At 72.8% G+C, this 13,675-nt stretch carries 13 protein-coding genes and 1 pseudogene; 6 read left to right on the top strand and 8 right to left on the bottom strand.

The features are described from left to right. Positions 1-8 precede the first annotated feature (8 nt). Both LG632_RS04790 and nth read right to left on the bottom strand, forming a co-directional pair. Positions 9-713: an NUDIX hydrolase gene (locus tag LG632_RS04790; RefSeq protein ID WP_226725471.1), complete on the bottom strand. Its 705-nt coding sequence runs from the start codon at positions 711-713 to the stop codon at positions 9-11. 70 nt (positions 714-783) lie between these two features. After that, complete coding sequence (gene nth / locus LG632_RS04795; protein ID WP_226725555.1) at positions 784-1,674, bottom strand: endonuclease III; 891 nt, start codon at positions 1,672-1,674, stop codon at positions 784-786. Between the two features lie 207 nt (positions 1,675-1,881). On the opposite strand from nth, the gene LG632_RS04800 reads away from it, so the two are divergent. Next, positions 1,882-2,556 (top strand): Crp/Fnr family transcriptional regulator, encoded by a 675-nt coding sequence (locus LG632_RS04800; RefSeq protein ID WP_010473292.1) that lies wholly within the window; start codon positions 1,882-1,884, stop codon positions 2,554-2,556. 138 nt (positions 2,557-2,694) lie between these two features. Continuing rightward, on the top strand, positions 2,695-3,645 hold the full coding sequence (locus LG632_RS04805; protein WP_226725473.1) for a nucleotidyltransferase domain-containing protein: 951 nt from the start codon (positions 2,695-2,697) through the stop codon (positions 3,643-3,645). Between the two features lie 25 nt (positions 3,646-3,670). On the opposite strand, the gene LG632_RS04810 is transcribed toward LG632_RS04805, so the two are convergent. From LG632_RS04810 to sp36, 4 genes are all read right to left on the bottom strand, one after another. Continuing rightward, positions 3,671-4,519 (bottom strand): MBL fold metallo-hydrolase, encoded by an 849-nt coding sequence (locus LG632_RS04810; protein WP_226725475.1) that lies wholly within the window; start codon positions 4,517-4,519, stop codon positions 3,671-3,673. Then, positions 4,516-5,433, bottom strand: coding sequence for an NUDIX hydrolase (locus LG632_RS04815; RefSeq protein ID WP_226725476.1), 918 nt, complete (start codon positions 5,431-5,433; stop codon positions 4,516-4,518). The genes LG632_RS04810 and LG632_RS04815 overlap by 4 nt, the downstream gene beginning before the upstream one ends. Positions 5,434-5,657: 224 nt before the next feature. Further along, positions 5,658-6,128, bottom strand: a complete 471-nt coding sequence (locus tag LG632_RS04820; protein WP_226725477.1) for a RidA family protein — start codon at positions 6,126-6,128, stop codon at positions 5,658-5,660. Beyond that, entirely contained in the window at positions 6,125-6,286 is a 162-nt protein-coding gene (gene sp36, locus LG632_RS04825) for a Sp36 family protein (RefSeq protein ID WP_007264966.1), read from the bottom strand. Before sp36 ends, LG632_RS04820 begins: the two co-directional genes overlap by 4 nt. Positions 6,287-6,372: 86 nt before the next feature. Here sp36 and bagA point away from each other — a divergent pair, with 86 nt between their 5' ends. Together bagA and LG632_RS04835 are read left to right on the top strand one after the other, a co-directional pair. After that, positions 6,373-7,350 carry an ATPase BagA gene (bagA, locus tag LG632_RS04830; RefSeq protein ID WP_226725479.1) on the top strand — a complete coding sequence of 326 codons (978 nt, stop codon included), beginning with the start codon at positions 6,373-6,375 and terminating at the stop codon, positions 7,348-7,350. Beyond that, positions 7,350-8,870, top strand: coding sequence for an ArsA family ATPase (locus tag LG632_RS04835; protein WP_226725480.1), 1,521 nt, complete (start codon positions 7,350-7,352; stop codon positions 8,868-8,870). The genes bagA and LG632_RS04835 overlap by 1 nt, the downstream gene beginning before the upstream one ends. A gap of 66 nt (positions 8,871-8,936) precedes the next feature. Here the strand turns inward: LG632_RS04835 and LG632_RS04840 are convergent, their stop codons facing one another. Further along, entirely contained in the window at positions 8,937-9,287 is a 351-nt protein-coding gene (locus LG632_RS04840; RefSeq protein WP_226725556.1) for a WhiB family transcriptional regulator, read from the bottom strand. A gap of 386 nt (positions 9,288-9,673) precedes the next feature. On the opposite strand from LG632_RS04840, the gene LG632_RS04845 reads away from it, so the two are divergent. After that, positions 9,674-11,977 carry a transglycosylase domain-containing protein gene (locus LG632_RS04845; protein WP_226725481.1) on the top strand — a complete coding sequence of 768 codons (2,304 nt, stop codon included), beginning with the start codon at positions 9,674-9,676 and terminating at the stop codon, positions 11,975-11,977. A 123-nt stretch (positions 11,978-12,100) separates the two neighbouring features. On the opposite strand, the gene LG632_RS04850 is transcribed toward LG632_RS04845, so the two are convergent. Further along, complete coding sequence (locus LG632_RS04850; RefSeq protein WP_226725483.1) at positions 12,101-12,565, bottom strand: GatB/YqeY domain-containing protein; 465 nt, start codon at positions 12,563-12,565, stop codon at positions 12,101-12,103. A gap of 76 nt (positions 12,566-12,641) precedes the next feature. On the opposite strand from LG632_RS04850, the pseudogene LG632_RS04855 reads away from it, so the two are divergent. Beyond that, positions 12,642-13,577: pseudogene (locus LG632_RS04855) on the top strand (metallophosphoesterase); the annotation flags it as partial. Positions 13,578-13,675 lie beyond the last annotated feature (98 nt).

Genomic DNA, 13,675 nt, shown 5'->3' on the forward strand with positions numbered 1-13,675 from the left:
CCACCGTCTCATGCGCGCCAGTCGAGCGGGACCTGTCGTGACGTGTCCCACGGCCGCTCCCAGCCCGCGAAGTGCAGCAGCCGGTCGATCACCCCCGCCGTGAAACCCCACACCAGGGCCGACGCGACCAGGAAGGCCGGCCCCCGGTGCCCGCTGGGGTGCACCGCCATGGCGCGGGCCTGCGGATCCGTGAGATCCGCCACGGGGACCGTGAAGACCCGGGCCGTCTCGGCGGGGTCCACGACCCCGACCGGGCTGGGCTCGCGCCACCAGCCGAGGACCGGGGTCACCACGAACTCGCTGACCGGGATGTAGAGCCGGGGCAGCACCCCGAAGATCTGCACCCCGGCCGGGTCCAGACCGGTCTCCTCCTGGGCCTCGCGCAGCGCGGCCCGCAGCGGGCCGGTGGTCTCCGGGTCGCCGTCCTCCGGGTCCAGGGCGCCCCCGGGGAACGACGGCTGGCCGGGGTGGGAGCGCAGCGAACCGGCCCGCTCCATCATCAGCAGCTCCGGGCCGCGCTCCCCCTCGCCGAACAGGATCAGCACGGCCGACTGCCGCCCGCTGCCGTCGGCGGGCGGCAGGAACCGGCTCAGCTGGGTCGGCCGGACGGTACGGACGGCCTCGACGACGGGGTCCAGCCACGCGGGCAGGCCGTGCGTGGTGACGGCCAGCCCGTCACCGGTGGTGCTCTCGTCCCGCGTTCCGCGCGTCATGGGCGCCCTGCCTCCGTGTCGTCCGTACCGGCCCCAACGCGTGCCGGGTAGTGGTTCGTTCCTGCGGCCCTCAGGCGTTCGTGGAGCCGTTCGCGCCCAGCGGGGGTGCCGGGCGGCCCGGATAGTCCGGCGGCGGGTTCAGGCGCTGGCCCGGATACCCGCCCATCTCGTACTTGAGCAGCTTGCGGGCCTTGTCCGGGTCCGTCTCGCCCTCCCCGTACGCTGGGCAGAGCGGGGCGATGGGGCAGGCGCCGCAGGCCGGCTTCTGGGCGTGGCAGATCCGGCGGCCGTGGAAGATGACCCGGTGGGAGAGCATGGTCCACTCGCTCTTGGGGAAGATCGCGCTGATCTCCGCCTCGACCTTCACCGGATCGGTCTCCTCCGTCCACTTCCAGCGGCGCACCAGGCGGCCGAAGTGGGTGTCGACCGTGATGCCGGGGACGCCGAAGGCGTTGCCGAGGACCACGTGGGCGGTCTTGCGGCCGACCCCGGGCAGCGTGACGAGGTCCTCCAGCCGCCCCGGGACCTCGCCCCCGAAGTCGTCCCGCAGGGCCGCGGACAGGCCCAGCAGGGACTTGGCCTTCATCCGGAAGAACCCCGTCGGCCGGATGATCTCCTCCAGTTCCTCCGGCGCCGCCTCGGCCATGTCCTCGGGCGTGGGGTACTTGGCGAACAGCGCCGGGGTGGTCTGGTTCACCCGCAGGTCGGTGGTCTGGGCCGACAGCACCGTCGCGACCAGCAGCTCGAAGGGGTTGCGGAAGTCCAGCTCGGGGTGGGCGTACGGATACACCTCGGCGAGCTCGCGGTTGATGCGCCGGGCCCGGCGGACCATGGCCAGGCGGGACTCCGGTCGGGCGGCCGCTTTCTTGGCCGAAGCTTTGCTCTTGGGTCGGGCCGTGGACGGCGCGGGGGCCCGTGTGGCACCCTGTTCGCCCACAGCTGAATTCCGGGCCCCGGTCACTCCCGTGGACCCCTTGGCCTGTGCTCTCACCGGCTTATTGGACACCCGGCCAGCCTACGGCGGGTGGCTGACACCCGCCCGGACCTCCGGTAACACCACCCAGCACACCCGTACGTCCGGCATCCTTGTGACTGATCGCACTGTTTGATGCGTCCGGCAAAATGGGGAGCACGGTCCCCTGAACCGGTCGACATAGGAGAGAGACTCGTGGACGACGTTCTGCGGCGCGCCCCGCTCTTCGCGGCGCTCGATGACGAGCAGGCCGCGGAGCTCCGCGCCTCGATGAGCGAGGTCACCCTCGCACGCGGCGACGCCCTGTTCCACGAGGGCGACCCCGGCGACCGGCTGTACGTGGTCACCGAGGGCAAGGTGAAGCTGCACCGGACCTCTCCGGACGGCCGCGAGAACATGCTGGCCGTTCTCGGCCCCGGCGAGCTGATCGGTGAGCTGTCGCTCTTCGACCCCGGCCCGCGCACCGCCACCGCCACCGCCCTGACCGAGGTCAAGCTCCTCGGCCTCGGCCACGGCGACCTCCAGCCGTGGCTGAACGCCCGGCCCGAGGTGGCCAGCGCCCTCCTGCGCGCCGTGGCGCGCCGCCTGCGCAAGACCAACGACCAGATGTCCGACCTGGTCTTCTCCGACGTGCCGGGCCGTGTCGCCCGCGCCCTCCTGGACCTGTCGCGCCGCTTCGGCGTCCAGTCCGAGGAAGGCATCCACGTCGTGCACGACCTCACCCAGGAAGAGCTGGCGCAGCTCGTCGGCGCCTCCCGCGAGACCGTGAACAAGGCCCTGGCCGACTTCGCGGGCCGCGGCTGGCTGCGGCTGGAGGCGCGTGCCGTGATCCTGCTCGACGTGGAGCGGCTGGCCAAGCGCAGCCGCTGAGCGGCCGGCGCCGCTGCCGTCGTGTCGTAGGGCCCCACCCCGCCGGGTGGGGCCCCGCGTGCGTTTCCGGCCGCGTACGGGCCGTGTACGCCTGCCCCGGGCCTCCCGTCGGGCGCACAGTGGGCGCATGGTGGTCGCATGGTGAACGAGGCGGGGCGCGGGGTGGACGCGCGCGGCTGGATCGAGCGGGAGGGCTCCCTCGGGCGGGTGCAGCCCGCGTACGCGGAGCTGGTCGCCACCGCCCGGGCCCGGACCGCCGAGGCGTACGGGCGCCGGCTGCACAGCGCCTACCTCTACGGCTCGGTGCCCCGGGGCACCGCCCGGCCCGGCCGCTCCGACCTGGACGTGCTGCTGGCGCTGCACGCGCCGCCCACCGAGGAGGACCGGCAGACCGCAGAGGCGCTGGCGCGGGGGCTGGACGAGGACTTCGCCGTGGTCGACGGGGTCGGCCTGCTGCTGTACGGGAAGGACCGCCTGCTGAGCGAGCAGGAACGTTACGACCTGGGGTGGTTCGTGGCGTGCCTGTGCACTCCGCTGCTCGGGGCCGATCTCGCGGAGCACCTGCCGCGCTACCGGCCGGACAGCGTCCTGGCCCGGGAGACCAACGGCGACCTGGCCGAGGTACTGCCCCGCTGGCGGGAGCGGACGGCCGCGGTCGCGGGCGGGGCCAGGGGTGGAGCCGGGGCCGGGGGTGTGGCCGGCGGCGGGGCCGGGGGCGGAGCGGATGTGGGCGGGGCCGGAGCGGACGTGGTGCCGGATCCGGGTGCCGTACGGCGGCTGCGGCGGGCCTGGGCGCGGAAGCTGGTGCGGACGGCGTTCACGCTGGTCATGCCGCGGTGGGGCGGCTGGACCAGCGATCTGGAGCGGTCGGCGGAGATCTTCGGGCGGTACTACCCGGAGCGGAGCGCGCAGGTCCGGGGCGCGGCCGCCGACGCGCAGGCGCCGGGCTCCGACCCGGCGGTCCTGCGGGTCTACGCCGAGGACCTCGGGCCCTGGCTGGAGGCGGAGTACACCCGCGTCCACGGCCGCAAGGGCGCGTCCGCGGGCGGGGGCGAGGGCGAGGGCGAGGGCCTGATCGTCTCGGCGTAGGCCGGCCGCCGGCCCCTCGCGGTGGTCAGAAGGGTTCGGCGCCCGGGATCAGGCCGTGTTCGCGGAGGTACTCCAGTTGGGCCCGGACCGACCACTCGGCCGCCGGCCACAGGGAGCGGTCCACGTCCGCGTAGACGTGGGCCACCACGGCCTCGGGGGTGGTGAAACCGTTCTCCACAGCCGTTTCGACCTGGGCCAGACGCGTGGCACGGTGGGCCAGGTAGTACTCCACCGCGCCCTGCGCGTCGTCCAGGACCGGGCCGTGGCCCGGCAGGACCGTGTGCACGCCGTCGTCCACGGTCAGCGACCGCAGGCGGCGCAGCGAGTCCAGGTAGTCCCCCAGCCGGCCGTCGGGGTGGGCGACCACGGTGGTGCCCCGGCCCAGGATCGTGTCGCCGGTCAGGACCGCCCGGTCGGCCGGCAGGTGGAAGCAGAGCGAGTCGGCCGTGTGGCCCGGGGTGGGCACCACCCGGAGCTCCAGACCGCCCACCCGGACGGTCCGGCCCGGGGCCAGGCCCTCGTCCCCGAGGCGCAGCGCCGGGTCCAGGGCACGCACCTTGGTACCCGTGAGCTCGGCGAACCGGCCCGCGCCCGCGGCGTGGTCGGGGTGCCCGTGCGTGAGCAGGGTCAGCGCGACCCGCTTGCCGGCCTGCTCGGCGGCCGCGATCACGGCGCGCAGGTGGGACTCGTCCAGCGGGCCGGGGTCGATGACGACGGCCAGCTCGGAGTCCGGTTCGGAGACCAGCCAGGTGTTGGTGCCGTCCAGGGTCATCGCGGACGGGTTGGGGGCCAGCACGTTCACCGCCCGGGCGGTGGCCTGCCCGGAGGTGACCACGCCGCGGGGCTGGCCGGGCAGGAGGGACGCGTCGGTCATGCCGCACCTCCCGGCCGTACCCGCTTGGTGAACTCGTCGTGGCCCGGCCAGCTCAGCACCAGCTCGCCGTCCTCCAGCGCGGCCCGGGCCAGGACCGGGGTGAGGTCCTGCGCGCCGGCCGCCGCCAGGGCGTCGGCGGCGGTGCCGTACGGCTGGAGGGAGCGCAGGGTGGAGATCGTGGGCGGCATCATCAGCAGCTCGCCCCGGTCGTAGCCGTCGGCGGCGTCCGCGGGGCGGATCCAGACGGTCCGGTCGGCCTCGGTGGAGGCGTTGCGGGTGCGCTGGCCCTCGGGCAGGGCGGCGACGAAGAACCAGGTGTCGTAGCGGCGCGGCTCGAACTCGGGCGTGATCCAGCGCGCCCAGGCGCCCAGCAGGTCGGAGCGGAGCAGCAGCCCGCGCCGCTCCAGGAACTGCGCGAAGGACAGCTCGCGGGCCACCAGCGCCTGCCGGTCGGCCTCCCAGTCGTCGCCGGTGAGGTCCGAGACCAGGCTGCCGTCGGCGGAGCCGGCGAGCAGCACCCCGGCCTCCTCGTACGTCTCGCGCACGGCGCCGCACACGATGGCCTGGGCGCTGGCGGTGTCCGTACCGAGCCGGTCCGCCCACTCCTCCAGGGTGGGGCCGGCCCAGCCGATGCGGTGGTCCTCGTCGCGCGGGTCGACCCCGCCGCCCGGATAGGCGTACGCGCCGCCCGCGAAAGCCATGGAGGAGCGGCGGCGCAGCATGTGGACGGCCGGTCCGCCGGGGCCGTCGCGCAGCAGCATGACCGTGGCGGCGCGCCGGGGCTCGACCGGGGTGAGGGAGCCGTCCGCGAGCGCGCGGATCCGGTCCGGCCACTCCGGCGGGTACCACTGACCACCGGCCGTGTGCCGAGCCGGAGCCTGCCCTGGGGACTGCGTCTGCCCGTTCGCTGCCATGGGCGGATGCTACGACCATCCGACTCGATGTTCGAGAGGCGCTGGCCAGGGGCGGTGGGCACGTCCCCCGAGGGGCCGTTCCCGGAGGGGCCGTTCCCCGGGGAGCCCGTTCCCGGAGGGGCCGTCCTCGGGCGAGCCGCGTTCCCCGCCCGCCCCGAGGAGCGGACGGGCGCGGGATCCGCGCGGGGCGCGTCCGGGACGTGCCCGGACCGCGCCCGGATGCGTCAGGCCGAGGTGAGCTCGACCTGGATCTCGACCTCCACCGGCGCGTCCAGCGGCAGGACGGCGACGCCGACCGCGCTGCGGGCGTGCACGCCCTTGTCGCCGAGGACGGCGCCGAGCAGCTCGCTGGCGCCGTTGAGGACGGCCGGCTGGGCGGTGAAGTCGGGGGCCGAGGCGATGAAGCCCACCACCTTCACCACGCGGGCGATCCGGTCCAGGTCACCGACCACGGACTTCACGGCGGCCAGGGCGTTCAGCGCGCAGGTCGCCGCCAGCTCCTTGGCCTGCTCCGGGGTCACCTCCGCGCCGACCTTGCCGGTCAGCGGCAGCTTGCCCTGCACCATCGGCAGCTGGCCGGCGGTGAAGACGTACGAACCCGAGCGCACGGCCGGCTGGTACGCGGCCAGCGGCGGGACGACCTCGGGCAGGGTCAGGCCCAGCTCGGCGAGCTTGGCCTCGACGGCGCCGCTCATGCCTTCTCCCGCTTGAGGTAGGCCACCAGCTGCTCGGGGTTGTTCGGGCCGGGCACGACCTGGACGAGCTCCCAGCCGTCCTCGCCCCAGGTGTCCAGGATCTGCTTGGTGGCGTGGACCAGCAGCGGGACCGTCGCGTATTCGAACTTCTTGGTCATGGGAGCGAGCGTAGTGCCTGACGCCACGCGCCCATGCCCGCCCCGGACGCCCGGCCGTGCGGACCCAGTGGTTACGCTCGATGGCTGTGAGCAGGCTCCAGGTGGTCAGCGGCAAGGGCGGAACCGGGAAGACCACGGTCGCCGCGGCACTCGCGCTCGCCCTCGCACGCGAGGGCAGGCGGACTCTACTGGTGGAGGTCGAGGGCAGGCAGGGCATCGCACAGCTCTTCGGTACGGAGGCGCTCCCCTACGAGGAGCGCAAGATCGCCGTCGCACCGGGCGGCGGGGAGGTCCACGCGCTCGCGATCGACGCGGAACGGGCGCTGCTGGACTACCTCCAGATGTTCTACAAGCTCGGTTCGGCCGGCCGGGCGCTCAAGAAGCTGGGCGCGATCGACTTCGCGACCACCATCGCGCCCGGTCTGCGGGACGTGCTGCTGACCGGCAAGGCGTGCGAGGCGGTGCGGCGCAAGGACAAGGCCGGGCGGTTCGTCTACGACCACGTGGTGATGGACGCGCCGCCGACCGGGCGGATCACCCGGTTCCTGAACGTCAACGACGAGGTGGCGGGGCTGGCCCGGTTCGGGCCGATCCACAACCAGGCACAGGCGGTCATGAGCGTGCTGAAGTCGCCGCAGACCGCGGTCCACCTGGTGACGCTCCTGGAGGAGATGCCCGTCCAGGAGACCGCGGACGGCATCGCGGAACTGCGCGAGGCCGGGCTCCCGGTGGGCCGGGTGGTGGTGAACAAGGTCCGCCCGCACCACCTCGACGAGGAGACGCTGCGGGCCGCGGCCGGCGAGCGGCGCGGCGAGGTGGCCCAGGCCCTGGCTCGGGCGGGGCTCGGCGGCGCGCGCCGCGGGGGCTTGGCCGAACGGCTGGTCGACCCGCTGCTGGAGCAGGCCGCCGAGCACGCCGGGCGGGTGGAGCTGGAGCGCGAGCAGCGCGCCGTCCTGGCGGGCCTGGGCCTGCCGACGTACGAACTGCCCCTGCTGGGGGCGGGCATGGACCTGGCGGGGCTGTACGAACTGGCCACGGAGCTGCGGAAGCAGGGCGACGAGTGATGACCGCGGGGACGACGAGCACGAAGACGGGCACGGGGACGGGCGCGGCGACGGGCGCGGGCGCGGCGGCGGGCGCGGCGGCGAGTACGCGGACCGGCACGGGCGAGCCCGGTGGCCGGACGGCCGTCGGGACCGCGCCGCGGCTGGCGGTGGACGCGCTGCTGGACGATCCGGGGACCCGGATCATCGTCTGCTGCGGCGCCGGCGGGGTCGGCAAGACCACGACGGCCGCGGCGCTCGGGGTGCGGGCCGCCGAACGGGGGCGGAAGGTGGTCGTGCTGACGATCGACCCGGCCCGGCGGCTGGCGCAGTCGATGGGCATCGACTCGCTCGACAACACGCCGCGGCGGGTGACGGGCATCGAGGGCGGCGGCGCGGACGCCGGCACCGACGCGGACGGCGCCGAGGCGGGCGGCACGGGCACGGGCGCCACGGGTGGGGGCGGCGGCGAGTTGCACGCCATGATGCTCGACATGAAGCGGACCTTCGACGAGATCGTCGAGGCGCACGCGGACGCCGAGCGGGCCCGGGCCATCCTCGCGAACCCCTTCTACCAGTCCCTGTCGGCCGGTTTCGCGGGCACGCAGGAGTACATGGCGATGGAGAAGCTCGGGCAGCTGCGGGCCCGTGACGACTGGGACCTGATCGTCGTGGACACCCCGCCCAGCCGCTCCGCGCTGGACTTCCTGGACGCGCCCAAGCGCCTGGGGTCGTTCCTGGACGGCACGTTCATCCGGGTGCTGATGGCGCCGGCGAAGGTGGGCGGCCGGGCCGGGATGAAGTTCCTCAACGTCGGCATGTCGATGATGACCGGCACGCTCAGCAAGCTGATGGGGGCCTCGCTGCTGAAGGACGTGCAGACGTTCGTGGCGGCGATGGACACGATGTTCGGCGGCTTCCGCACCCGCGCCGACGCGACGTACCGGCTGCTCCAGGCGCCGGGGACGGCCTTCCTCGTGGTCGCGGCGCCCGAGCCGGACGCGCTGCGCGAGGCGGCGTACTTCGTGGAGCGGCTGGCCGCGGACCGGATGCCGCTGGCGGGGCTGGTGCTGAACCGGGTGCACGGCAGCGGTGCCGACCAGCTCTCGGCGGAGCGGGCACTGGCCGCCGCAGAGAATCTTGAAGAGGGCGGCATTGTGGATCAGGGGCCCGGGAAACATGGACTTCGTGACCCCGACGCGGGCCCTCCCCCGCACGCGGACGAGGTCACGGCCGAGGGAACCACGGGGGCACGGACCACGGCCCACGAGACCACGGCCGACGCGACCACGGCGGCACGGACCACCGAGACCACGGCCGACGACATGACGGCCGACGGGATCACGGCCGACGAGATCACCGCAGGACTGCTCCGCCTGCACGCCGAGCGCATGCAGGTCATCGCGCGTGAGCAGCGCACGCGCGACCGCTTCACGTCACTGCATCCTGACGTGCCGGTGACGGAAGTGGCGGCCCTGCCCGGCGATGTGCACGACCTCGCCGGGCTGCGGGCCATCGGGGTACGCCTCGCCACGGGGTGAACCACGCGTTCCGCGTTCCGCGTCGTGCTGGCGCGCGGGACGCGGCGTGGTCACCGTTCCGGCCGCCTACCCGGCGGCCGCGTACGTCTCGTACGGAACGTCAACTTCCGTATCGACGTCCACGGAGAGGATGCCCGTACTGCGTTCGTACTCCGTGCGGGCGGTTTCGAGCAGCCGCCGCCACGAGGTGACGGTGGGGCGCCTGCGCAGCAGCGCACGGCGTTCCCGCTCGGTCATTCCGCCCCACACGCCGAACTCGACACGATTGTCGAGCGCGTCCGCCAAGCATTCGGTCCGCACCGGACATCCGGTGCACACCGCCTTGGCCCTGTTCTGTGCCGCTCCTTGAACGAACAGTTCATCCGGATCGGTAGTGCGGCAGGCTGCCTGCGCACTCCAGTCGGTTACCCAGCCCATCCCGGCGCCGTCCTCTCCCGAATCGAGGCTCCCCCACGGCGGCAGCGGCATATTCACCGCTGCCAGTTGAGGACGTTACGGAAGGCGAGGACGGTGCAACACCCCCGACGGGCCCAATCTTGGATGGTCCGAACGGACTATGGGTAAGCGGCAGATCACCCGACGGAGTGATCCGGCGACATGCCCGACCATTCCGGCAATTCGGGTGTAATCACCGGGACCCGTTCCCTGCGGCCGACAAGAATCGGACATGAGTCCACCCCATTCGGGAAGGGTGAAAATCAAGCCGAGGGGTTGATGTCGCACCGCACTGCTGTGACAGTTGGGAGCAGCTTAGGCCAAGGCATATACGTCTGTCCGGCGAATGAGAACGTAGGCTGCCCTCCATGGGAAAGAAGCGCTCGGGCGCAGGGCTCTCGGGGAGCCATCAGGCCGCCAAGTTCCTCGGAGTGTCCGTTCTCGCAGGAGTCGTGCTCGCCGGCCTGGCCATTCCGGCCGCCGGCGCCTTCGGTCTGGCGGCCAAGGGCACGGTCGAGGGTTTCGACGAGATCCCGGCCAATCTCAAGACTCCGCCGCTCAGCCAGCGCACCACGATCCTGGACGCCGAGGGTGGCTTGATCGCCACCGTCTACTCGCGCGACCGGCAGGTGGTGCCGCTGACCGCCATCTCTCCGTACATGCAGAAGGCGATCGTCGCGATCGAGGACTCCCGGTTCTACGAGCACGGCGCCGTCGACCTCAAGGGCATCCTGCGCGCGGTCAACCGCAACGCGCAGGAGGGCAGCGCCGCGCAGGGCGCGTCCACCCTGACCCAGCAGTACGTCAAGAACGTCTTCGTCGAGGAGGCGGGCGACGACGAGAGCAAGGTGCGCGAGGCGCAGGAGAAGAGCCTCGGCCGCAAGGTCCGCGAGCTGAAGTACGCGATCCAGGTCGAGGAGGAGCTCGGGAAGAAGAAGATCCTCGAGAACTACCTCAACATCACCTACTTCGGGCAGCAGGCCTACGGCATCGAGTCCGCCTCGCAGCGCTACTTCAGCAAGCCCGCCAAGGACCTGACCCTGGAGGAGTCCGCGCTGCTGGCCGGCGTCGTGCAGTCGCCGAGCCGGTACGACCCGGTCAACGACTCCGCCGAGGCCATGAAGCGGCGCAACGTCGTCCTGCAGCGCATGGCCGACGTCAAGGACATCTCGCAGGCCGAGGCCGACGAGGCGAAGAAGAGGCCGATCCAGCTCAAGGTGACCCGGCCCAAGAACGGCTGCATCACCGCGGTCAAGGGCGCCGGCTTCTTCTGCGACTACGTGCGCAACACGTTCCTGACCGACCCGGTCTTCGGCAAGACCCGCGAGGAGCGGGGCCGCCTGTGGAACCAGGGCGGTCTGACCATCCGCACCACGCTGGACCCGAAGGCCCAGGACTCCGTCAACGAGTCGATCAAGGACCACGTCGACCAGGAGGACAAGGTCGCCACCGCCGTGACCCTGGTCCAGCCGGGCACCGGCCGGGTCCTCGGCATGGGCCAGTCCAAGCCGTACGGCTTCGGCAAGAACGAGACGCAGATCAACTACTCGGTCGACAAGCGGATGGGCGGCTCGAACTTCGGCTTCCCGACCGGCTCGACCTTCAAGCCGTTCGTGGCCGCCGCCGCCATCGAGCAGGGCATCCCGGCGACCAAGGTCTACCAGTCGCCGTTCGAGATGGACTACCCGAGCCCGGTGCAGACCTGCAACGGCACCTGGGTCAACAACAGCTTCCCGCGCGACCACGTGGAGAACGAGAAGGCCTCCGAGGTCGGCCCGTACGGCATGCGGGACGCCATGGCGATGTCCGTCAACACCTACTTCGTGGAGATGATCTCCGAGGTGGGCCTGTGCCCGCTGACGCAGCTGACCACCAAGCTCGGCGTCATCCCGGCCGACGGCACCAAGCTCAAGGAGGTGCCCTCGATCGCGCTGGGCACCGAGGGCATGTCGCCGCTGACCATGGCCAACGCGTACGCGACCTTCGCCAACCGGGGCGTGCACTGCACCCCGGTCGCCATCGAGTCGATCACCGACGCGCACGGCAAGGCGCTGCAGGTGCCGAAGTCCAGGTGCGAGCGGGTGATGACGGAGCGGACCGCCGACACCATCAACACGCTGCTGCTCGGTGTGGTCGACTCCGGCACGGGTGCCCAGGCGGGCCTCACCGACCGGCAGAGCGCGGGCAAGACCGGTACCACCGACGAGCGCTACAACGCCTGGTTCGTCGGCTACACCCCGAACATCTCGGGCGCGACCTGGCTCGGCTCGGGCGGCGCCAAGCAGGTGTCGATGGAGAACATCACCATCGGCGGCCAGTACTACGCCGAGGTCTGCGGTGGCTGCCTGCCCGGCCCGATCTGGAAGCAGGCCGTCACCGGCGCCCTGGCCGGCCACGAGGCGCTGACCTTCCAGACCGTCTACGTCGGTGACGGCGGCGCCGCGGGCGGCAGCCGCCCCGGCACCACCCAGCCGACCCGCCCGAACAAGCCCGGCAAGCCGAACCGGCCCGGCGACAACAAGCCCGGCGACACCCGCCCGGGCACGACCACCGGCGGCACCACCGGCGGGACGACGGGCGGGACGACCAACCCGTTCCCGGGGATCACCCTCGGGCCGGGCGGCGTGATCGGCGGCCCGACGGACGGGCGCGGCCCCGGCGGCCGGGACTGAGCCCCCGGACGGCGACGTGACGCGCGAAGGCCCCCGGTCGAGGATCGACCGGGGGCCTTCGCACATCGGTGCGCGGGCGGCGGGAGCGGCGGTCGGCCCGGGAGGCCCAGGAGCCGCGGCCGGCTAGGAGGCGAGGGCCTGCTTCACGGCGGCGGCGACGCGGCCGCCCTCGGCCAGTCCGGCCACCTTCGGGTTCACGATCTTCATGACGGCGCCCATGGCCCGCGGCCCCTCGGCGCCGCCCGCCTTCGCCTCCGCGACGGCCTCCGCCACGATCGCGGCGAGCTCGTCGTCGCTGAGCTGCTTGGGCAGGTAGGCGTTCAGGACCTCACCCTCGGCGGTCTCGCGCTCGGCCTGCTCCGGACGGCCGCCCTGCGCGAAGGCTTCCGCGGCCTCGCGGCGCTTCTTCGCCTCCTTGGCGATCACCTTGAGGATCTCGTCGTCGGAGAGCACGCGCGCCTCGGTGCCCGCGACCTCCTCCTTGGAGATGGCGGTGAGGGTCAGCCGGAGCGTGGACGAGCGCAGCTCGTCGCGCGCCTTGATGGCGGTCGTGAGGTCTTCCTGGAGCTTGGCCTTGAGCGTGGTCATGACTTGAGTCTGCCAGGTGCGGCACGGCCCGCGCCCACTCGTTTTCCCGGTGTGCCGGGTCTGCGACCATGTCCCCATGCGCGCGCGTTACGGAATCCCGCTCAAGGTCACCGCCGGACTCGCGGCGGTGGGAGCCGCAGGAGTGGCGTACGCCGCCGGCTTCGAGGCGAGGTCCTTCCGGCTGCGCCGGGTGACGGTCCCGGTCCTCCCGCGCGGCATGCGCCCGATCCGCCTCCTGCAGGTCTCCGACATCCACATGGTCCGCGGCCAGCGCAAGAAGCGCGCCTGGCTGCAGTCGCTGGCCGGGCTCCGGCCGGACCTCGTGGTCAACACCGGCGACAACCTCTCCGACACCGAAGGCGTGCCGGAGCTGCTGGACGCGCTCGGCCCGCTGATGGACTTCCCCGGCGTCTACGTCTTCGGCTCGAACGACTACTACGGACCGCGGCTGCGCAACCCCGCCCGCTACCTGCTGGAGAAGGCCCAGGGCCGGCACGGCCTCAACGGGAACAAGCCGGTCGTCGGCGCGGTCCACAACCCGTGGGAGGACATCCGCGACGCCTTCGACGCGGCGGGCTGGCTGAACCTGACCAACACCCGGGCCCGGCTGAAGCTGCGCCACGCGGAGCTCGCCTTCACGGGCCTGGACGACCCCCACATCAAGCGGGACCGCTACGAGCAGGTGGCGGGCGGTCCGGAGCCGGACGCCGACTTCTCGATGGGCGTGGTGCACGCCCCGTACCTGCGCAGCCTGGAGGCCTTCACGGCCGACGGCTACCCGCTGATCCTCGCCGGCCACACCCACGGCGGCCAGCTGTGCGTCCCCTTCTACGGCGCCCTGGTCACCAACTGCGACCTCGACACCGACCGCGTGAAGGGCCTGTCCACGCACGAGGCCCAGGGCAACCGCGCCTACCTCCACGTCTCGGCGGGCTGCGGCACGAACCGCTTCACCCCGGTCCGCTTCGCCTGCCCCCCGGAGGCCACCCTGCTGACCCTGACCCCGGCCGATCCCATGATCACCGAGCCCCGCGAAAACCGGATTTCGTCTCTGCGCGCGGGTCCGCTAAAGTAATCGATGTCGCCAGGGCAGCAGGACCGCCGAAGCGA

It is taken from the genome of Streptomyces antimicrobicus, assembly GCF_020532625.1.
In the GTDB taxonomy this organism is placed as follows: domain Bacteria; phylum Actinomycetota; class Actinomycetes; order Streptomycetales; family Streptomycetaceae; genus Streptomyces; species Streptomyces antimicrobicus.